The organism is Streptomyces sp. NPDC060035, from assembly GCF_042736635.1.
Classification (GTDB): domain Bacteria; phylum Actinomycetota; class Actinomycetes; order Streptomycetales; family Streptomycetaceae; genus Streptomyces.
The window spans coordinates 49,591-67,965 of the sequence record NZ_JBHWVO010000011.1 but is presented as its reverse complement, the minus strand read 5'-3'; the positions used below and the strand labels follow the sequence as shown (position 1 = coordinate 67,965).

17 protein-coding genes are annotated in these 18,375 nt (G+C 70.7%); 11 read left to right on the top strand and 6 right to left on the bottom strand.

What is annotated here, in order from left to right:
- Positions 1–32 precede the first annotated feature (32 nt).
- Together ACFWBQ_RS19180 and ACFWBQ_RS19175 are read left to right on the top strand one after the other, a co-directional pair.
- Positions 33–806, top strand: coding sequence for an AIM24 family protein (locus ACFWBQ_RS19180; RefSeq protein WP_385490094.1), 774 nt, complete (start codon positions 33–35; stop codon positions 804–806).
- A 95-nt stretch (positions 807–901) separates the two neighbouring features.
- Positions 902–1,378: a MarR family winged helix-turn-helix transcriptional regulator gene (locus tag ACFWBQ_RS19175; protein WP_385490091.1), complete on the top strand. Its 477-nt coding sequence runs from the start codon at positions 902–904 to the stop codon at positions 1,376–1,378.
- A 20-nt stretch (positions 1,379–1,398) separates the two neighbouring features.
- Here ACFWBQ_RS19175 and ACFWBQ_RS19170 read toward each other — a convergent pair whose 3' ends face one another.
- Together ACFWBQ_RS19170 and ACFWBQ_RS19165 are read right to left on the bottom strand one after the other, a co-directional pair.
- Entirely contained in the window at positions 1,399–2,862 is a 1,464-nt protein-coding gene (locus ACFWBQ_RS19170) for an ATP-binding protein (RefSeq protein ID WP_385490088.1), read from the bottom strand.
- Positions 2,859–3,521, bottom strand: coding sequence for a response regulator transcription factor (locus tag ACFWBQ_RS19165; RefSeq protein WP_385490086.1), 663 nt, complete (start codon positions 3,519–3,521; stop codon positions 2,859–2,861). Before ACFWBQ_RS19165 ends, ACFWBQ_RS19170 begins: the two co-directional genes overlap by 4 nt.
- Positions 3,522–3,637: 116 nt before the next feature.
- Here ACFWBQ_RS19165 and ACFWBQ_RS19160 point away from each other — a divergent pair, with 116 nt between their 5' ends.
- Positions 3,638–4,237: a PepSY domain-containing protein gene (locus ACFWBQ_RS19160; protein WP_385490083.1), complete on the top strand. Its 600-nt coding sequence runs from the start codon at positions 3,638–3,640 to the stop codon at positions 4,235–4,237.
- Between the two features lie 71 nt (positions 4,238–4,308).
- Here the strand turns inward: ACFWBQ_RS19160 and meaB are convergent, their stop codons facing one another.
- Positions 4,309–5,277, bottom strand: coding sequence for a methylmalonyl Co-A mutase-associated GTPase MeaB (gene meaB / locus ACFWBQ_RS19155; protein WP_385490506.1), 969 nt, complete (start codon positions 5,275–5,277; stop codon positions 4,309–4,311).
- A gap of 38 nt (positions 5,278–5,315) precedes the next feature.
- A complete protein-coding gene (locus ACFWBQ_RS19150) occupies positions 5,316–6,518 on the bottom strand; it encodes an acetyl-CoA C-acetyltransferase (RefSeq protein ID WP_385490081.1) in 1,203 nt (400 codons plus the stop codon).
- A gap of 134 nt (positions 6,519–6,652) precedes the next feature.
- On the opposite strand from ACFWBQ_RS19150, the gene mce reads away from it, so the two are divergent.
- From mce to ACFWBQ_RS19115, 7 genes are all read left to right on the top strand, one after another.
- A complete protein-coding gene (mce, locus tag ACFWBQ_RS19145) occupies positions 6,653–7,081 on the top strand; it encodes a methylmalonyl-CoA epimerase (protein WP_385490078.1) in 429 nt (142 codons plus the stop codon).
- A 165-nt stretch (positions 7,082–7,246) separates the two neighbouring features.
- Positions 7,247–11,041: a polarized growth protein Scy gene (gene scy, locus ACFWBQ_RS19140; protein ID WP_385490075.1), complete on the top strand. Its 3,795-nt coding sequence runs from the start codon at positions 7,247–7,249 to the stop codon at positions 11,039–11,041.
- 184 nt (positions 11,042–11,225) lie between these two features.
- Positions 11,226–12,164 carry a cellulose-binding protein gene (locus tag ACFWBQ_RS19135; protein ID WP_385490072.1) on the top strand — a complete coding sequence of 313 codons (939 nt, stop codon included), beginning with the start codon at positions 11,226–11,228 and terminating at the stop codon, positions 12,162–12,164.
- Positions 12,165–12,250: 86 nt separating this feature from the next.
- Positions 12,251–13,258, top strand: coding sequence for an ATP-binding cassette domain-containing protein (locus tag ACFWBQ_RS19130; RefSeq protein WP_385490069.1), 1,008 nt, complete (start codon positions 12,251–12,253; stop codon positions 13,256–13,258).
- A gap of 5 nt (positions 13,259–13,263) precedes the next feature.
- Complete coding sequence (locus ACFWBQ_RS19125) at positions 13,264–14,043, top strand: ABC transporter permease (RefSeq protein ID WP_385490066.1); 780 nt, start codon at positions 13,264–13,266, stop codon at positions 14,041–14,043.
- A gap of 174 nt (positions 14,044–14,217) precedes the next feature.
- A complete protein-coding gene (locus ACFWBQ_RS19120; RefSeq protein WP_385490064.1) occupies positions 14,218–15,375 on the top strand; it encodes an ATP-binding cassette domain-containing protein in 1,158 nt (385 codons plus the stop codon).
- A complete protein-coding gene (locus tag ACFWBQ_RS19115) occupies positions 15,372–16,268 on the top strand; it encodes an ABC transporter permease subunit (RefSeq protein WP_385490061.1) in 897 nt (298 codons plus the stop codon). The genes ACFWBQ_RS19120 and ACFWBQ_RS19115 overlap by 4 nt, the downstream gene beginning before the upstream one ends.
- Before the next feature lie 16 nt (positions 16,269–16,284).
- Here ACFWBQ_RS19115 and ACFWBQ_RS19110 read toward each other — a convergent pair whose 3' ends face one another.
- Positions 16,285–16,614 carry an ATP/GTP-binding protein gene (locus tag ACFWBQ_RS19110; RefSeq protein WP_385490058.1) on the bottom strand — a complete coding sequence of 110 codons (330 nt, stop codon included), beginning with the start codon at positions 16,612–16,614 and terminating at the stop codon, positions 16,285–16,287.
- Between the two features lie 209 nt (positions 16,615–16,823).
- Between ACFWBQ_RS19110 and ACFWBQ_RS19105 the strand changes: the two genes are divergently transcribed.
- Positions 16,824–17,855, top strand: coding sequence for an LLM class flavin-dependent oxidoreductase (locus ACFWBQ_RS19105; RefSeq protein ID WP_385490055.1), 1,032 nt, complete (start codon positions 16,824–16,826; stop codon positions 17,853–17,855).
- 97 nt (positions 17,856–17,952) lie between these two features.
- Here the strand turns inward: ACFWBQ_RS19105 and ACFWBQ_RS19100 are convergent, their stop codons facing one another.
- Positions 17,953–18,345, bottom strand: coding sequence for an SCO5389 family protein (locus tag ACFWBQ_RS19100; protein WP_385490052.1), 393 nt, complete (start codon positions 18,343–18,345; stop codon positions 17,953–17,955).
- Positions 18,346–18,375 lie beyond the last annotated feature (30 nt).

Below are 18,375 nucleotides of genomic sequence, written 5' to 3'. Positions count from 1 at the left end.
ACCCCGTCCCGCCACCCCGACGGAGGCTGCCGGTGAGCACGCCCGTGATCTTCGATCCGATGACGCTGCCGTCGGACGACAACGTCAACGCGTACACCTTCTGCGTGGAGCTCAAGGGGAGCCGGTGGTTCCTGCAGAAGGGCAAAATGATCGCCTATTACGGGCAGATCGACTTCAACGGGATCGGGCACGGCCGTTTCGAGCGCCTGATCCGCACGAGCTTCCACTCCCCGCTGCACGCGAGCGACTGGGTGGTGGCCGAGGGCAGCGGGAAGATGCTGCTGGCGGACCGGGCCTTCGATGTGAACTCCTTCGACCTGGAGAACGGGAATCTGACGATCAGATCAGGGAATCTGCTGGCGTACCAGCCGACGCTGGCGCTGAAGCAGTCGATCGTGCCGGGCTTTTTGACCCTGATCGGCACGGGGAAGTTCGTGGCCGCTTCCAACGGCCCTGTCGTCTTCATGGAGCCGCCGGTGCGGGTCGACCCGCAGGCCCTGGTGGGCTGGGCGGACTGTCCCTCGCCGTGCCACCACTACGACCACGGCTACATGGCGGGCGTGATGGGCGGCCTCCGGTCGCTGACCGGCATCGGCGGTACGTCGGGCGAGGAGCACCAGTTCGAGTTCGTCGGGGCGGGCACGGTCCTGCTGCAGTCGACCGAGGTGCTGATGCCCGAGCAGGCGACGGGTGCGACCCCGCACCAGCCGGGGGTTCCGGGCGGCTCCGGCGGCACGGGTCAACCCGGGTCCACGCCCCGCATACCCGGTCAGCTGGGGGACCTCCAGCGTCGCTTCGGATGGTGAGCGGTAGTCTGCGGAGTGTGACGCGGGGCATCGCGTGCGCGGTGTCACACCCCCCAATTTCGTCCGTCTTTCAACTTCTTAGGTAGAATCCATACATGGAGACCGAGACGGCCACCCGTTGGCTGACCGATGCGGAGCAGTGTGCCTGGCGCACCCACCTGGACGTCAGCAGGCTGCTGACCCACCAGCTGGAGAAAGACCTCCAGCCATTCGGGCTGACCATGAACGACTACGAAATCCTGGTCAACCTCTCGGAGTCGGACGACCAGCGCTTGCGGATGAGCGACCTCGCCGCCGCCACCCTGCAGTCCAAGAGCAGGCTCTCGCACCAGATCACCCGCATGGAGAGTGCGGGTCTCGTGCGGCGTGAGCACTGCGAGTCGGACCGGCGCGGGCTGTACGCGGTGCTCACCGAGCTCGGTGCGGAGACGATGCGCAAGGTCGCGCCGCACCACGTCGAATCGGTGCGCAGGCATTTCATGGACCTGCTGTCGCCGGCGGCGCTCGCCGATCTGCACGCTGCGCTGACACCGATCGCGGGCCATCTGCGCGGGCGGCGCGGCAAGCCGTAACAAACGGCCCGCAGGACCGGCTACGAGTGCGGCAGCCGCAGCGTGAACAGCGCCCCGCCCTGCGGCGCCGTGCCCACCGTGAGCGTGCCGCGGTGGCGGGTCGCCACATCGCGGGCGATGGCAAGGCCCAGGCCTGCCCCGCCGTCGTCCCGGCTCCGTGCGTCGTCGAGACGGACGAAGCGCTCGAAGATCCGCTCGCGTTCCTCTTCGGGCACACCGGGGCCGTCGTCCGCGATCGCCACGAGGACATCGCCCCGGTCGGTCGTCACGGAGACGGCCACCGAATGCTCCGCGTGGCGCTCGGCGTTGTCCAGCAGGTTGCCGATCACCCGGGTCAGCTGCCCGCGCGAACCGCGGACCTCCAGCGGCCCGGACGCCGTGACGGACACCGCCACCGCGATCCTGTCCCCCGTACGGTGCGGGACCTCCTCGCGGACCAACGCCCTCAGATCGACCACCGCCCGCCCCGGCCGCTCCCCCGCGTCCAGCCGGGCCAGCAGCAGCAGATCGGCGGCCAGTACCTGCAGCCGTACGGTGTCGGCGACCGCGCCGGGCACGTCCAGGAGCTCCGGATGCGCGGCGCCCACCTCCAGCTGGGTGCGCAGCGAGGCGATGGGGCTCCGCAGCTCGTGCGAGGCGTCCGCGACGAAGCGCCGCTGCCGGTCCACCGAGGCCTCGAGCACGGTCAGGGTCTCGTTGGTGGTACGGGCCAGCCGGGCGATCTCGTCGCGCGAGCCCGGCTCCGGCACCCGGCGGCCGAGATCCTGGGACGCGGTGATCGCCGCCAGCTCCCGCCTGATGCCCTCGACCGGGCGCAGCGCGCGACGGGTGACCAGCCAGGTGACCCCTGCGACGACGAGGAGCAGGACAGGCAGGCCGGTCAGCATGGTGGTGCGTACGGAGTCCACGGCCTCCTGTTCGGCGGTGAGCGGGGCGCCCGCGTGGACGATCACGGGGAGGCCCGCGCGTGTGACGGCCTCGACGGCGGCGAAGCGGTAGTCGGCCGTGTCGCCCTCGACAGTGGCACTGCCGTTGCTGAAGTCGGGGTCGTCGGAGGAGACTTCTCCGCGGTCCGGGTCGTTGCCGCGGCTGCCGTCGTCATCGTCGCCGTCGTCGTCGCCACCCTTGTCGTCACCGGACGTCTCGCCCCCGGGACTCCCGGCCGACGCCGAGGGGGCCGGGGTCACCTCTGACGTGGCGGTCCCCGAAATGGCCTCCAGGCCCTCCGAGACGACCAGCACGCGCCCTTCCTCGTCGGTCACCTGGACCGGGTGGATGTCCTCGTCGCTCAGGTCCAGATCCTCGTACGGCACGTCCAGAGCGACCTGTCCGGCCACCTCGCGCGCCACGACCTCCGCCTCCAGGCCGGCGCGGCCCGTCAGGTTGCCGCGCAGCACCTGGAGCACGACGAGCCCGGCGGCCATCAGGGCCACGGTGACGACCAAGGTGGCGCCCAGGGCGGCTCTGGCCCGTACGGACCTCACAGCGCCTCCAGGCGGTAGCCCGCACCGCGCACCGTACGGATGGACGCCGCGCCGAGTTTGCGCCGCAGGGTGCTGATGTAGACCTCGACGATGTTCGGGTCGCCGTCGTACGCGAAGTCCCAGACGTGCTCCAGGATGTCGGCCTTGCTGACCACCTCACCGGCCCGCAGTGCGAGCTGCTCCAGCACGGCGAACTCCTTGGCCGTGAGGGTTACTTCGTCCTCCCCCCGGTGGACCCGGCGGGCGGCGGTCTCCATCCGCAGGGTGCCGACGGTGAGCACCGGCGAGGCGGTGCCGCTGCCCCGGCGGCGCAGCAGGGCCCGGATCCGGGCGACGAGAACGACGTACGAGAACGGCTTGGTCAGATAGTCGTCGGCGCCGGTGTCGAGGCCCTCCGCCTCGTCGTACTCCCCGTCCTTCGCGGTCAGCATCAGGATCGGCACATCGTGGCCGGCATCGCGCAGCTCGGCACAGACCCGGTAGCCGTTCATCCCGGGCAGCATGATGTCCAGGACCACGAGGTCGTGGACGCCCTCCCGGGCCCGGTACAGCCCTTCGAGGCCGTCGTGCACGACATCGACGGCGAAGCCCTCGGCGGCGAGTCCCCCGGCCAGGGACATCGCCAGACGCTTCTCGTCCTCCACGATCAACAGGCGCATGGGGACAGCCTCCCAAACCGAACCTGAAGACGGCTTCAGGTGGCTTCAGGCTGAGTTCAGGATCGCTTTGCCAGTGTGGATCCCGTCGAGCCACACACCCATCGGGGAGGACCCTCATGCAGCGCAACATCGCCGTCATCGCCGTCACCGCAGCCGTGCTCATCGGCGGTGGAGCCGCAGCTGCCGCGGCGTTCACGGACAACGGGAGCAGCGGCGGCAACAGCAGCGGGAAGCACGCGGCCCCGGCCGGGGCGACGAGCGGCGTGATCACCGTCGACGACGCCGTGGCCGCCACGCTGAAGGCCGTCCCGGGCAGGGTGACCGAGGCGGAGCTGGACGACGACGACAACGAACGGCTGGTCTGGGAGCTCGATGTGTACGGCTCCGACGAGGTCTGGCACGACGTGACGGTCGACGCGGGCAGCGCGAAGGTGCTGTCCGACCGGGGCGACGACGACAACCGGCGCCCGGTGCCCGGTTCGGTCCGGGTCTCGCTGATCGCCGCGGTGGACGCCGCACGCGGGGCCGAGCCGGGAACGGTGACGTCCGTGGACCTGGACGGCGACGGCGGCGCCCTGGTCTGGGACGTCGACATCGCGGGCAAGGGCGGCAGGGACCACGAGCTGGACGTGGACGCGAAGACGGCCCAGGTCACCCGGGGCCACGACGACGGGGACGACGACCACGATGACCGCGATGGCCGCTACGACGACTGACGCTCTCCCCGCAACGCGCCGTGCCGTTTCGGCGGCGGTTCCCGGGCGGCCCGCACGCCGCCCGGGAGCCGTCAGCTGCCGGCCGGGAGCCCGGTGAGTCCCGCCACCAGCTCGTCCGCCGCCGCGTACGGGTCGAGGCGGCCGGCCACGATCCGTGCCGCCAGCGCGTCCAGTCGGCGGTCTCCGTGAAGATCGGCGATCCGCTCACGCAGGGCGGTGACGGTGATCGTCTCGACCTCGCGGGCCGCACGTGCCGTGCGCCGCTCGGTCAGGACGCCGTGCTCCTCCATCCAGGCCCGGTGCTTCTCGAGCGCCTCGACGACCTCGTCGATACCCTCGCCCCGGGCCGCGACCGTCTTCACGATCGGCGGCCGCCAGTCGCCGGGCCCCCGGGACTCCCCGAGCCCGAGCATGTGGTTGAGCTCGCGGGCGGTGGCGTCCGCGCCGTCCCGGTCGGCCTTGTTGACGACGTACACATCACCGATCTCCAGGATTCCGGCCTTCGCCGCCTGGATGCCGTCGCCCATGCCCGGGGCGAGCAGGACGACGGAGGTGTCGGCCTGGGAGGCGATCTCCACCTCCGACTGGCCGACGCCCACCGTCTCCACGAGGATCACGTCGCAGCCCGCCGCGTCCAGCACCCGGATCGCCTGCGGAGCGGACCAGGCGAGGCCGCCCAGATGCCCGCGGGTGGCCATCGAGCGGATGTAGACGCCCGGGTCGGAGGCGTGCTCCGACATCCGGATCCGGTCGCCGAGGAGCGCGCCCCCGGAGAACGGGGAGGACGGGTCGACGGCCAGGACCGCGACCCGCTTCCCGGCCTTCCGGTAGGCGGAGACCAGTGCCGAGGTCGAGGTGGACTTGCCGACACCCGGCGAACCCGTGAGCCCGACGACGTACGCATGGCCCGCGAGCGGGGCCAGGGCCGCCATCACCTCGCGCAGCTGGGGCGAGGCCCCCTCCACCAGGGAGATGAGCCGGGCCACCGCACGTGGCCTGCCCTGGCGTGCCTGCTCGACCAGGGTGGGGACGTCCACCATCACGCTCGGTCTCCTCGCTCGCTCATACGTACGGCTGACTACTTGCCCGGAACGCGGATGATCAATGCGTCGCCCTGACCGCCGCCGCCGCACAGCGCAGCCGCGCCCGTGCCGCCGCCGCGCCGCTTCAGCTCCAGCGCCAGGTGCAGCACCACACGGGCGCCGGACATGCCGATCGGGTGGCCGAGGGCGATGGCGCCGCCGTTCACGTTGACCTTGTCGGGGGTGACACCGAGGTCCTTCATCGACTGGACCGCGACGGCCGCGAAGGCCTCGTTGATCTCGATGAGGTCGAGGTCCTCGACGCCGATGCCCTCCTTCTTCACGGCGTGCCGGATGGCGTTGGACGGCTGCGACTGGAGCGAGTTGTCCGGGCCCGCCACATTGCCGTGGGCGCCGATCTCGGCGATCCAGTCCAGGCCCAGCTCCTCGGCCTTGGCCTTGCTCATGACGACGACCGCGGCCGCACCGTCGGAGATCTGCGAGGAGGTACCCGCGGTGATCGTGCCGTCCTTGGCGAACGCGGGGCGCAGCTTGCCGAGCGACTCGGCGGTCGTCTCGGGGCGGATGCCCTCGTCCTTGGAGAAGAGGATCGGGTCGCCCTTGCGCTGCGGGATCTCGACCGGGGTGATCTCGGCCTCGAAGATGCCGTTCTTCTGGGCGGCCGCGGCACGCTGGTGGGACAGGGCGCCGATCTCGTCCTGGGCCGCACGGTCCAGTCCGAGGCGGGTGTTGTGCTTCTCGGTGGATTCGCCCATCGGGATGTTCTCGTAGGCGTCGGTCAGACCGTCGTGCGCCATCGAGTCGAGCAGCTCGATCGCACCGTACTTGTAGCCCTCGCGGGACTTCGGCAGCAGGTGCGGGGCGTTGGTCATCGACTCCTGGCCGCCGGCCACCACGACATCGAATTCACCGGCGCGGATCAGCTGGTCGGCGAGCGCGATCGCGTCGAGCCCGGACAGACACACCTTGTTGATGGTGAGCGCGGGAACGTTCATCGGGATCCCGGCCTTGACCGCTGCCTGGCGCGCCGGGATCTGCCCTGCCCCGGCCTGGAGCACCTGGCCCATGATCACATACTCGACCTGGTCGCCGCCGATCCCGGCCCGGTCGAGCGCGGCCTTGATGGCGACGCCTCCGAGGTCGGCTCCGGAGAAGGTCTTCAGCGAGCCGAGGAGACGGCCCATGGGCGTACGGGCGCCCGCGACGATCACTGAGGTGGTACCGGTCGTTCCTGACATGAGGCGCAGCCCCTTGGATTGGTTGTGAACGAGGGTTTACCTGAATGTACTGAGCAGTACCGCGCCCGTCATCCGGCAGCGGGTGTGATCGCGCGCACGTTGCGTAACCATCCCCGGGGCGCTGCACTGGTTCCATGCTGACGCGAATCGACCACATCGGGATTGCCTGTTTCGACCTCGACAAGACGGTGGAGTTCTACCGCGCGACCTACGGCTTCGAGGTGCACCACTCCGAGATCAACGAGGAGCAGGGCGTCCGGGAGGCCATGCTCAAGATCAACGACACCTCGGACGGCGGGGCTTCGTACCTCCAGCTGCTGGAGCCGACCCGTGAGGACTCGGCCGTGGGCAAGTGGCTGGCAAAGAATGGGGAGGGTGTCCACCACATCGCGTTCGGGACCGCGAGCGTGGACGAGGACGCCGCGGACATCCGCGAGAAGGGCGTCCGGGTGCTGTACGACGAGCCCAGGACCGGTTCGATGGGGTCCCGGATCACCTTCCTCCACCCCAAGGACTGCCACGGCGTACTGACGGAACTGGTCACGGCCCGGGCAGAGCACTGACCTGACCGATACCCGGCCCGGTAGAGTGGGCGGTTCCGGGCCGGGGCCGGGTCGGGGCCGCGCCGCGTCCTCGCCGTTGATCTGTCACCATTCCCCGGGGGACCGTTCGCCGGCGAGCGGTACTCGTTTGGAGAATTGCGACCAGGGGACGGATGGGACCGCGCAGTGCGGGGCTACGAAAGCCAGCAGAGCCACCGAGCTGACGACGACCATCTCTCGCGGTTCGAAGCCGAGATGGACCGGCTGAAGACCGACCGGGAGAAGGCCGTCCAGCACGCCGAGGACCTCGGTTACCAGGTCGAGGTCTTGCGTGCCAAGCTGCACGAGGCCCGGCGCAATCTCGCGACCCGTCCCGCGCACGACAGCGCGGACATCGGCTACCAGGCCGAACAGCTGCTCCGCAATGCCCAGATCCAGGCCGACCAGCTGCGCACCGACGCCGAGCGCGAGCTGCGCGACGCCAGGGCACAGACCCAGCGGATCCTGCAGGAGCATGCGGAGCACCAGGCACGCCTGCAGGCCGAGTTGCACGCCGAGGCGGTACAGCGGCGCCAGCGGCTCGACCAGGAGCTGGCGGAACGCCGCCAGACCGTCGAGTCCCATGTCAACGAGAACGTCGCCTGGGCCGAGCAGCTGCGGGCACGCACCGAGTCCCAGGCCCGCAGACTCCTGGAGGAGTCGCGCGCCGAGGCGGAGCAGTCCCTGACCGGCGCCCGTGCCGAAGCCACCCGGCTCGCGGACGAGACCCGCCAGCGCGTCAACTCCGAGGCCGAGTCGGCCCGTGCCGAGGCCGAGGCCACCCTGCTGCGGGCCCGCCGGGATGCCGAGCGGCTGCTCAGCGCCGCCTCCACCCAGGCCCAGGAAGCCACCAGTCACGCCGAACAGTTGCGCTCGACGGCCACCGCCGAGACGGACCAGACCCGGCAGCAGACCGCGGAGCTGAACCGCACCGCCGACCAGCGCATGCAGGAGGCCGAGACCCGGCTGCGCGAGGCCCGGCTGGAGGCCGAGAAGGTCCTCGCCGAGGCGAAGGAGGCCGCGGTCAAGCGGCTGGCCGGCGCCGAGTCGCAGAACGAGCAGCGCACCCGTACGGCCAAGTCCGAGATCGCACGGCTGGTCGGCGAGGCCACGAAGAACGCCGAGGCGCTCAAGGAAGAGGCCGAGCAGGCGCTCGCCGACGCCCGTGCCCAGGCCGAGCGGCTGGTCGCCGAGGCCGCCGAGAAGGCCCGCACGGTCGCCGCCGAGGACGCCGCCGCCCAGCTCGCCAAGGCGGCCCGCTCCGCCGAGGAGGTCCTGACCAAGGCCTCCGACGACGCCAGGTCCACCACCCGGGCAGCCGGCGAGGAAGCCGAAAGGATCCGCCGCGAGGCGGAGTCCGAGGCGGACCGGCTGCGCGGTGAGGCGGCCGAGCAGGCCGACCAGCTCAAGGGCGCGGCCAAGGACGACACCAAGGAGTACCGGGCCAAGACGGTCGAGCTGCAGGAGGAGGCGCGCCGGCTGCGCGGCGAGGCCGAGCAGCTGCGCTCCGAAGCGGTCGCCGAGGGCGAGCGGATCCGTGGCGAGGCCCGCCGCGAGGCCGTCCAACAGATCGAGGAGGGTGCCCGCACCGCCGAGGAGCTGCTGACCAAGGCGAGGGCGGACGCCGACGAGCTGCGGACCTCCGCCGGCGCGGAGAGCGAGCGGGTCAGGACCGAGGCGGTCGAGCGCGCGGCCACGCTGCGCAAGCAGGCCGAGGAAGCGCTGGAGCGCAGCCGTACCGAGACGGAGAAGCTGCGCGCCGAGGCCGAGGAGCAGGCCACCGCTCTGACCGCCGCGGCCGAGCAGGCCGCGGAGGGCCTTCGCGCGGACACCGAGCGCGCCATAGAGGTGCGCACGGCCGACGCCGCCGATGAGCTGACCCGTCTGCACACGGAGGCAGAGACCCGGGTCACCGCCGCCGAGCAGGCGCTGAGCGAGGCCCGTGCGGAGGCGGAGCGGATCCGCCGCGAGACGAGCGAGGAGTCCGAGCGGCTGCGCGCGGAGGCCGCCGAGCGGCTGCGTACGCTCCAGGAGCAGGCCGCGACGGAGGCCGACCGGCTGCGTACCGAGGCCGCCGCCGACGCCGCGCAGTCCCGTGCCGAGGGCGAGTCCGTCGCCGTACGGCTGCGCACCGAGGCCGCCACCGAGGCGGAGCGGCTCAGGACCGAGGCACAGGAGAGCGCCGACCGGGTGCGCTCCGAGGCCGCCGCCGCCGCCGAGCGCGTGGGTACGGAGGCCGCCGAGGCCCTCGCCGCCGCCCAGGAGGAGGCCAACCGGCGCCGCCGCGAGGCCGAGGAGACGCTCGGTGCCGCGCGCGCCGAGGCGGAGCAGGAGCGCGAGCGGGCCCGTGAGCAGAGCGAGGAGCTGCTGGCCTCCGCCCGCAAGCGGGTCGAGGAGGCGCAGGCCGAGGCCCAGCGGCTGGTCGAGGAGGCGGACGCCCGGGCGACCGAGATGGTCTCCGCGGCCGAGCAGACCGCCCAGCAGGTACGGGACTCCGTCAACGGGCTCCACGAGCAGGCCGAGCAGGAGATCGCCGGGCTGCGGTCCGCCGCGGACCACTCCGCGGAACGCACGAGGACCGAGGCCCAGGAGGAGGCGGACCGGGTACGCGCCGACGCCTACGCCGAGCGCGAGCGGGCCACCGAGGATGCCAACCGGATCCTCCAGGTCGCGCACGAGGAGTCGGAGGCCGCGAAGTCGCTGGCCGAGCGGACCGTCTCCGAGGCGATCACCGAGTCGGAGAAGCTGCGCTCGGACAGTGCGGAGTACAGCCAGCGGGTCCGTACCGAGGCGTCCGACGCGCTCGCCTCGGCGGAACAGGACGCCTCGCGCGCCCGCGCCGAGTCCCGCGAGGACGCCAACCGGATCCGTTCGGAGGCGGCGGCGCAGGCCGACCGGCTCATCGGTGAGGCGACGAGCGAGAGCGAGCACCTGCGTACCGAGGCCTCGGAGCAGACGGAGCGCCTCCTCGGTGAGGCGGCCGACGAGGCGGAGCGGCTGCGTGCGGAGGCCGCGCAGACCGTGGGTTCGGCGCAGGAGCACGCGGCCCGCACCCGCGAGGAGTCGGAGCGGATGCGCGCCGACGCGGAGTCCGCGGCCGAGCAGATGCGCGCGGAGGCCCGCCAGGAGGCGGACCGGATGCTGGACGAGGCGCGCGAGGCCGCGGCGAAGCGCCGTACCGACGCCGCCGAACAGGCCGACCAGCTCGTCAACAAGGCTCAGGAGGAGGCGCTGCGCGCCGCCACCGAGGCCGAGGGGCAGGCCGACAGGATGGTCGGCGCCGCGCGCAACGAGGCCGTACGGATCACCTCGGAGGCGACGGTCGAGGGCAACACCTTGGTGGAGCGGGCCCGTACGGACGCGGACGAGCTCCTGGTCGGCGCCCGCCGTGACGCGACCGCGACGCGGGAGCGGGCGGAGGAGCTCAGGGCCCGGCTGGAGAGCGAGATCGAGGAGCTGCACCAGCGCGCCCGCCGGGAGACGTCCGAGCAGATGAAGACGGCGGGCGAGCGCGTCGACAAGCTGATGAAGGCGGCGACCGAACAGCGCGCGGAGGCCGAGGCGAAGGCCAAGGAGCTGCTGTCGGACGCAAATTCGGAGGCGAGCAAGGTCCGTATCGCCGCCGTGAAGCGTGCCGAGTCGCTCCTGAAGGAGGCCGAGTCCAAGAAGGCCGGGCTGACCCGCGAGGCCGAGAAGCTGCTCGCCGACGCCGAGGTGGAAGCGAAGCAGATGGTCGACGAGGGCCGTCGTGAGCTGGATCTGCTGGTGCGCAGACGCGAGGACATCAATACGGAAATTTCCCGTGTCCAGGACGTACTCGAGGCGTTGGAGTCTTTCGAGGCTCCGGCCGGGGCCGCCAAGGCGGCGGGCGGCGGCGCCACGGGCGTCAAGGCGGGCGCCGCAGCAGGTAACCGATCGGGTGGCAAGGCCTCGGACGGGTGATCGGTCCGCGGCATCGCGTGCTTCGGCATGAACATTCAACCCTTCGAGTGGCAAGCACTCCGGAGGTCAGCCACTCAAAAGGGGTGTCATTCTCCATACCAAAGCGGCATCTTCACGTTGACACGCCGCCCAGGCCCCTAGGATTCCCCCTAACACCTCACCGGTCTCATTCGACAGGAACCCCATGAGCGACCCTTCCTCCCCCTTCGGCTTCGAGCTCGTGCGACGTGGATACGACCGCGGTCAGGTGGATGACCGCATTACCAAACTCGTCGCCGACCGTGATAGTGCCCTCGCCCGCATCACCTCTCTGGAAAAGCGCATCGAGGAGCTTCACCTCGAGACGCAGAACGCCCAGGCCCAGGTCAACGACGCCGAGCCGTCGTACGCCGGCCTCGGTGCCCGCGTCGAGAAGATCCTCCGCCTCGCCGAGGAGGAGGCGAAGGACCTGCGTGAGGAGGCCCGTCGCGCGGCCGAGCAGCACCGCGAGCTGGCCGAGTCGGCCGCCCAGCAGGTGCGCAACGACGCGGAGTCGTTCGCGACCGAGCGCAAGTCGAAGGCCGAGGACGAGGGCGTTCGCATCGTCGAGAAGGCCAAGGGCGAAGCGAGCACGCTGCGTACCGACGCCCAGAAGGACGCCCAGCAGAAGCGCGAGGAGGCGGACGCCCTCTTCGAGGAGACCCGCGCCAAGGCCGCCCAGGCCGCCGCGGACTTCGAGACGAACCTCGCCAAGCGCCGCGAGCAGTCGGAGCGCGACCTCGCGTCCCGTCAGGCGAAGGCCGAGAAGCGTCTCGCCGAGATCGAGCACCGCGCCGAGCAGCTCCGCCTGGAGGCCGAGAAGCTCCGCACGGACGCCGAGCGCCGGGCCCGCCAGACGGTGGAGACCGCGCAGCGCCAGGCCGAGGACATCGTGGCCGACGCGAACGCCAAGGCCGACCGGATCCGCAGCGAGTCCGAGCGCGAGCTGGCGGCGCTCACCAACCGCCGCGACTCGATCAACGCGCAGCTGACCAACGTCCGCGAGATGCTGGCGACGCTGACCGGTGCCGCGGTGGCCGCCGCCGGCTCCCCTGCGGACGAGGAGCCCGCCTCCCGAGGCGTCCCGGCCCAGCAGACCCGCTGACCCGCCCGTACATCAGCTGTACCCCTTGCGCGCCCGGTTCCGCCTTTGTGGTGGCGCCGGGCGCGCGGCCGTTCTAGCGTGAACGCATGATCGAGCTTGACGGCCTCACCAAGCGCTTCGGCAACAAGGTTGCCGTCGACCATTTGTCATGCCAGGTCAGGCCAGGAATGGTGACGGGATTCCTGGGTCCGAACGGGGCGGGCAAGTCCACCACCATGCGCATGATGCTCGATCTCGACAACCCGACCAGCGGCTCGGTGCGCATCGACGGCAAGCACTACCGCGAGCTGCAGGAGCCGCTGAAGCACATCGGAGCTCTGCTGGACGCCAAGTCGATGCACGGCGGGCGCAGCGCGTACAACAATCTCCTCTGTCTCGCGCAGAGCAATCGCATCCCGGCGAGCCGGGTCTCCCACGTGCTCGACACGGTCGGCCTCAGTGCGGTGGCAAGGAAGAAGTCCAAGGGTTTCTCCCTCGGCATGGGCCAGCGGCTGGGAATCGCGGCGGCGTTGCTCGGCGATCCCGAAATCCTGATGTTCGACGAACCCGTCAACGGTCTGGACCCCGAGGGAATTCACTGGATCCGGAATCTGATGAAGGCGCTCGCCTCGGAAGGCCGGACGATCTTCGTTTCCTCCCACCTGATGAGCGAAATGGCGCTCACCGCGGATCACTTGATCGTGATCGGCCAGGGCAGGCTGCTCGCGGACACCTCGATGGCCGACTTCATCCAGGAGAACTCCCGCAGTTATGTGCGGATGCGTTCCCCGGAGCAGGAGCGGCTGCGCGACGCACTGCACTCCGCGGGCATGGTGGCGGTCGAGTCGGGCAACGGCATGCTGGAGATCGACGGGGCCACGACGGAACGGCTCGGCGAGTTCGCCGCCGAGCACGGGTTCGTGCTGCACGAGCTCAGCTCCCAGCGGGCCTCGCTGGAGGAGGCGTTCATGCAGATGACGGCGGGCTCGGTGGAGTACCACGCACATTCCGACCGGGACGAGGAGCAGCCGCCGCCCGTGGGCCCGCACTGGGGCGACCAGTGGAACCAGCAGCCCGGCAGCGGTACGCCCGGCGACGAAGCCAAGGGGGTATGACGGCGATGGCATCGCTGCCCGCGGTCCTCAACTCCGAATGGACCAAGATCCGTACGGTCTCCTCGACCACCTGGACCCTGATCTCCGCGTTCGTCGTCACCATCGCGATGGGGGCGGCGCTCAGCGCCCTGCTGAACGCCCAGTTCGACGACCTGTCCGATGCGGAGCGCGCCACTTTCGACCCCACGTTCGTCGGCTTCTCCGGGATGATCCTCGGCCAGCTCGCGATGGTCGTCTTCGGTGTCCTGGTGGTCGGTACGGAGTACAGCTCCGGCATGATCCGCACCTCGCTCGCGGCCGTACCGCAGCGCGGCTCGTTCCTGTTCAGCAAGATCGCGGTGGCGGGCGTCCTGGCCCTGGTGGTCGGCCTCGCCACCAGCTTCGTGACGTTCTTCCTGAGTCAGGCCCTGCTGGGCGACCACCGTACGGACATCGGCGCGGACCACGTGCTGCGCGCGGTCTTCGGCGGCGGGATCTACATGGGCCTGATCGCCGTCTTCTCCATGGGCGTGGCCTCGATGCTGCGCAGTTCCATGCTCTCGCTCGGCATCCTGATGCCCTTCTTCTTCCTCGTCTCACAGATCCTGTCGGCGGTCCCGGGTGCCAAGACCGTGGCCCGCTACTTCCCCGACCAGGCCGGATCCAAGATCATGCAGGTGGTCCCCGAGGCCATGAACAGCGATCCGGCGCCTTACGGGCCGTGGGGCGGGCTCGGCATCATGGCCCTGTGGGTGGTGGCGGCGGTGGCCGGCGGCTATCTCGTACTCAAGGAGCGGGACGCGTAGCCCCAGGAGCAGGCCCGAGGAGCGCGACGCCGGTCGGCCGTACGGGAAGAGCCGATGCTCGGCACAACCACTTGGCCGGAACCGCAGCGCGCTGGTTATCCTCCTAACTCTTACGGGGGCGTGCGGCCGAGTGGCCTGGGCCCCGACCGACAGATAAGTCGATGGGGCTGGAGAATGATCGAGGCAGTCGGCCTGACGAAGCGCTATGGCGCCAAGACAGCCGTGTACAACCTTTCCTTTCAGGTGCGGCCGGGGGCTGTCACGGGGTTCCTCGGTCCCAACGGGTCGGGCAAGTCCACGACCATGCGCATGATGCTCGGCCTGGACCGGCCGACCGCGGGACATGTGACGATCGGCGGCCACGCCTTCCGCAGCCTGCCCAACGCACCGCGCCAGGTGGGCGCGCTGCTCGACGCCAAGGCCGTGCACGGCGGGCGCAGTGCCCGTAACCACCTCCTCTCGCTGGCCCAGCTGGCCGGTATTCCGAGCGCCCGGGTGGACGAGGTCCTCGGTGTCGTCGGCCTGCAGGACGTCGCGAAGCGGCGGTCCAAGGGCTTCTCCCTCGGCATGGGGCAGCGGCTCGGCATCGCGGCGGCACTGCTCGGCGACCCGCAGGTCCTCCTCTTCGACGAGCCGGTCAACGGCCTCGACCCCGAGGGCATCCTCTGGGTCCGTAATCTCATGAAGCAGCTGGCCTCCGAGGGACGCACGGTCTTCGTGTCCAGCCACCTGATGAGCGAGATGGCGGTCACCGCCGATCATCTGATCGTGATCGGGCGGGGCCAGCTGCTCTCCGACATGAGCGTCACGGACTTCATCTCCGCCAACTCCGCGGACTTCGCCCGGGTCAGGGTTCCCGCGGACCAGCCGGAGCAGCGGGAGAAGCTGACCGCCTCGCTGACCGAGGCGGGCGGCCAGGTCATGTCGGAGCCGGACGGGGCCCTGCGGGTCACCGGCCTCCAGCTGCCCCGCATCAGCGATCTGGCGCACGCCTCGGACGTCCGGCTGTGGGAGCTCTCGCCGCACCAGGCATCCCTGGAGGAGGCGTACATGCGGATGACGCAGGGCGCAGTGGACTACCGCTCGACGGCGGACGCCAAGGCGGGGCTCCGGCAGCCGCAGCCGGGCTACGGGCAGCACCCGGGCTACGGGCCTCCTCAGCCGGGCTACGGGCAGCAGCCCGGCCATGCGCAGCCTCCGGTGGAGGTGCCGCAGCAGGGCTGGTACGCCCCGCCGCCCCCGGGACAGAACCCGTACGCCGGCCCGCCCGCACCCGCACCGGCCGCCCCCGCAGACCTGATCAAGAGCGAGACCAGCGAGGACTCCCGATGACTACGCCGGCAACTCCGCCGTCCCCGCAGGCACCCCAGGCGCCCTACCAGCAGCCGCAGCAGCCCCCGGCACAGCAGAACTGGCAGGGCGGCGGCCCGGCCGGCCTGTACGCCTCGCCCATTCCGGTGCGGCGTCCCGGCCTGGGCGACGCGATCGCCTCCGAGTGGACGAAGATCCGCTCCGTCCGCTCCACGATGTGGACGCTCGGCGTGATGATCGTGCTTCTGCTCGGCGTCGGGCTGCTGTCCGCGTTCGCCGTCAGCGCCTCGGACGCCGATCTCGGCGAGACCCCGGTGCTCAGTCTCGGCTTCTTCGGGGTGCTGCTCGGTTCGATCTGTGTGATCACCCTCGGCGTGCTGACCATCGCCTCCGAGTACGGCACGGGAATGATCCGTACGACGCTGACCGCCTGCCCGAGCCGGGCGCGGGTGCTGATCGCGAAGTCGATCGTCTTCTTCCTGCTCTCCTTCACCATCACCACGATCACGACCGGAATCGTCGGTGTGCTGCAGACGGCCATGCTGGACGGCGGAACGCCCAGCGGCAGCGACTGGCTGCGCGCCACGGTGGGCGTCGGCCTCTACATCGCCACGCTCGGGCTGCTCTCGCTCGCGCTCGGTGCGCTCATCCGGCACTCCGCGGGTGCGATCACGATCATGATCGCGGTGGTACTGCTGCCGCTCGTGCTGGCGATGTTCATGTTCTCCGAGACGCTGGCCGACCTCCAGCAGGCACTCTTCGAGTACTCGATCCCCAGCCAGCTCAGCGCGTTCTACGGTGAGTCGGTGACCTCGTCGGGACCGACCGGCTGGGACCCGCTGTGGATCATTCTCGGTGTGACCGCCGTGGCCATGGCCGGCGCCTTCGCGTCCCTGGACCGGCGCGACGTGTGACGCACGCGACGCGCGGTCAGTAGCGTGGCGCGTTCCTGGACCGCTGCACCCTCGTGGTGCGGCGGTCCTTCGCGTTCCAGCAGGCCTTGTGCCAGTGCCTGCGGTCGTCGATCCCGCCGAACTCGGGCCAGGCGACGAGGTGCGGCACGCCGGACGGGATCTCCTGGTCGCAGCCGGGGCAGCGGTACCGCTTGCCCATCGCGCTCGCGCCGCTCACCGGGCGCACCGACCACTCCTCGCCCTGCCAGCTCTCGCCGGCTCCGCCCCCGCCGTACCGCTCCGCCGCCTCTCCTGCGTTGCCGGTGGGACTCTCGCCGCCTCGGGGGCGGTTGCGGCGCGGGGACACGTGACACCTCACGGGGCGGTACGGGCAGATTCCATCCAGCGTAGAGCCATCGGCAGAGCCTTCGTGCCCGCTTGTGGCCCGTGTGCACCCGCGAGACGTGTGAGTTACCGGAAAATCGCAACAACTTCTCTCCGGACCGTGCCTTTGGCACGTGTCAGACGTTGTTGCGGGTAGGGGGAGTCGCGTCGGCCGCAAGGAGGCAAAAAGCGATGCGCGTAGGAACATTCGTACTGGCAGCGCAGTTTCCGGGCCAGGGACAGGGAGAAGCCCTGCACCGGGCCGTCCGGTCCGCCGAGGTCGCGGAGGAGTCCGGACTCGATTCGGTCTGGCTGGCAGAACATCATTTCGTGCCGTACGGGGTGTGCCCGTCGGCCGTGACACTGGCCGCTCTGCTGCTCGGCCGCACCCGCCGAATCCGTGTGGGCACGGCGGTGAGCGTGCTGCCGACCCAGCATCCGGTCGCGCTCGGCGAGCAGGCCGCACTGCTGCATCTGACCAGCGGCGGCCGCTTCACGCTGGGTGTGGGGCGCGGCGGGCCCTGGGTGGATCTGGAGGTGTTCGGAGGCGGCCTCGATGCGTACGAGAAGGGCTTCCCCGAGTCGCTGGAGCTGTTGCTCGACTGGCTCGGCAAGCCGCGTGTGGCGGGCCGCGGGGAGCGCTACGACTTCCGCGAGGTGGCGGTCGTGCCCCGGGCGGACGAGCTCCTCGGGGACGGCCCTGCCGGCCCTGAGGTGATCGTGGCCTGCACCTCGCCGAAAAGCGTGAAACTCGCCGCTGAAAAGGGTTTGCCCATGCTTCTCGGGATGCATTGCGACGATGCGGAGAAGGCCGACATGGTCGCTCTGTGGCGGTCGGCCGCCCGGGAGGCCGGTCAGCCGGCGGAGGTGGTGGAGAAGGTCGGACATGTGTCCGCAGGGGTGGCCCAGATCGCGGACCGTCCCGTCGACGCGGTGGAGACCCTCGTGAAGGCGATGCCTGGCTGGCTGCGGCAGGGGCTCGGCGCCCATGTGACGGTCGACGGCAGGCACCGGGTGATGCGCGACCCCGTGGCGTACACGGAGTTCCTGTGCGGTCTGCATCCGGTGGGTCCGCCCCGGCTCGCGGCCGACCGGCTGGCGGCGACGGCGGAGCGGACGGGCATCACCCGCTTCGCCCTCCTGGTGGAGGGATCGGGCGATCTCGCGGCGACGGAGGAGAACGTGCAGCGGCTGGGCACCGAGGTGCTGCCGTTGCTGAAGTGATCTGTTCATACAGGTTGCCCTGGTGGTGCGGTGGTACGGGAGCTGCCGCCCCGGAGCCAGTTGCACCTCCCGCGGCCCGAAGCGGCAGCAGGAGTGTTCAGCAGTCCCGTAGTTCGGGCGACTGGTTGAGCAACTGGCCCCTCACCGAGGTGAATCGGGCCAATCGTTCGTCGACCGAGGCGTCCAGTGGGAACACCGCGATGCGGTGGCAGTTCTGGAATGCCAGACGCACCCCGAAGTGCCGCTGCAGCGCGCCGCGTATCGCATCACTCGCAAGCGCACGCAGCAGCTGACCACGTGCCTGCTCGTCCGGCGGCGGCGTCTGGTTGTCGGCGAACTGACCGCCGTCGACCTTCAGCTGGGCCACCAGAGAGCTGATCATCTCCCATGCGTAGGGCAGGGAGGTCCGGACGCAGTCGACGAAGTCGGCTTCGTCGACCTCGCCTCGCTCGGCCTGTTCCAACAGCGCCGGTGAGACGTCGAGCGACATGGGTTCTCCTCTCGCGACCCCGACGGTGGC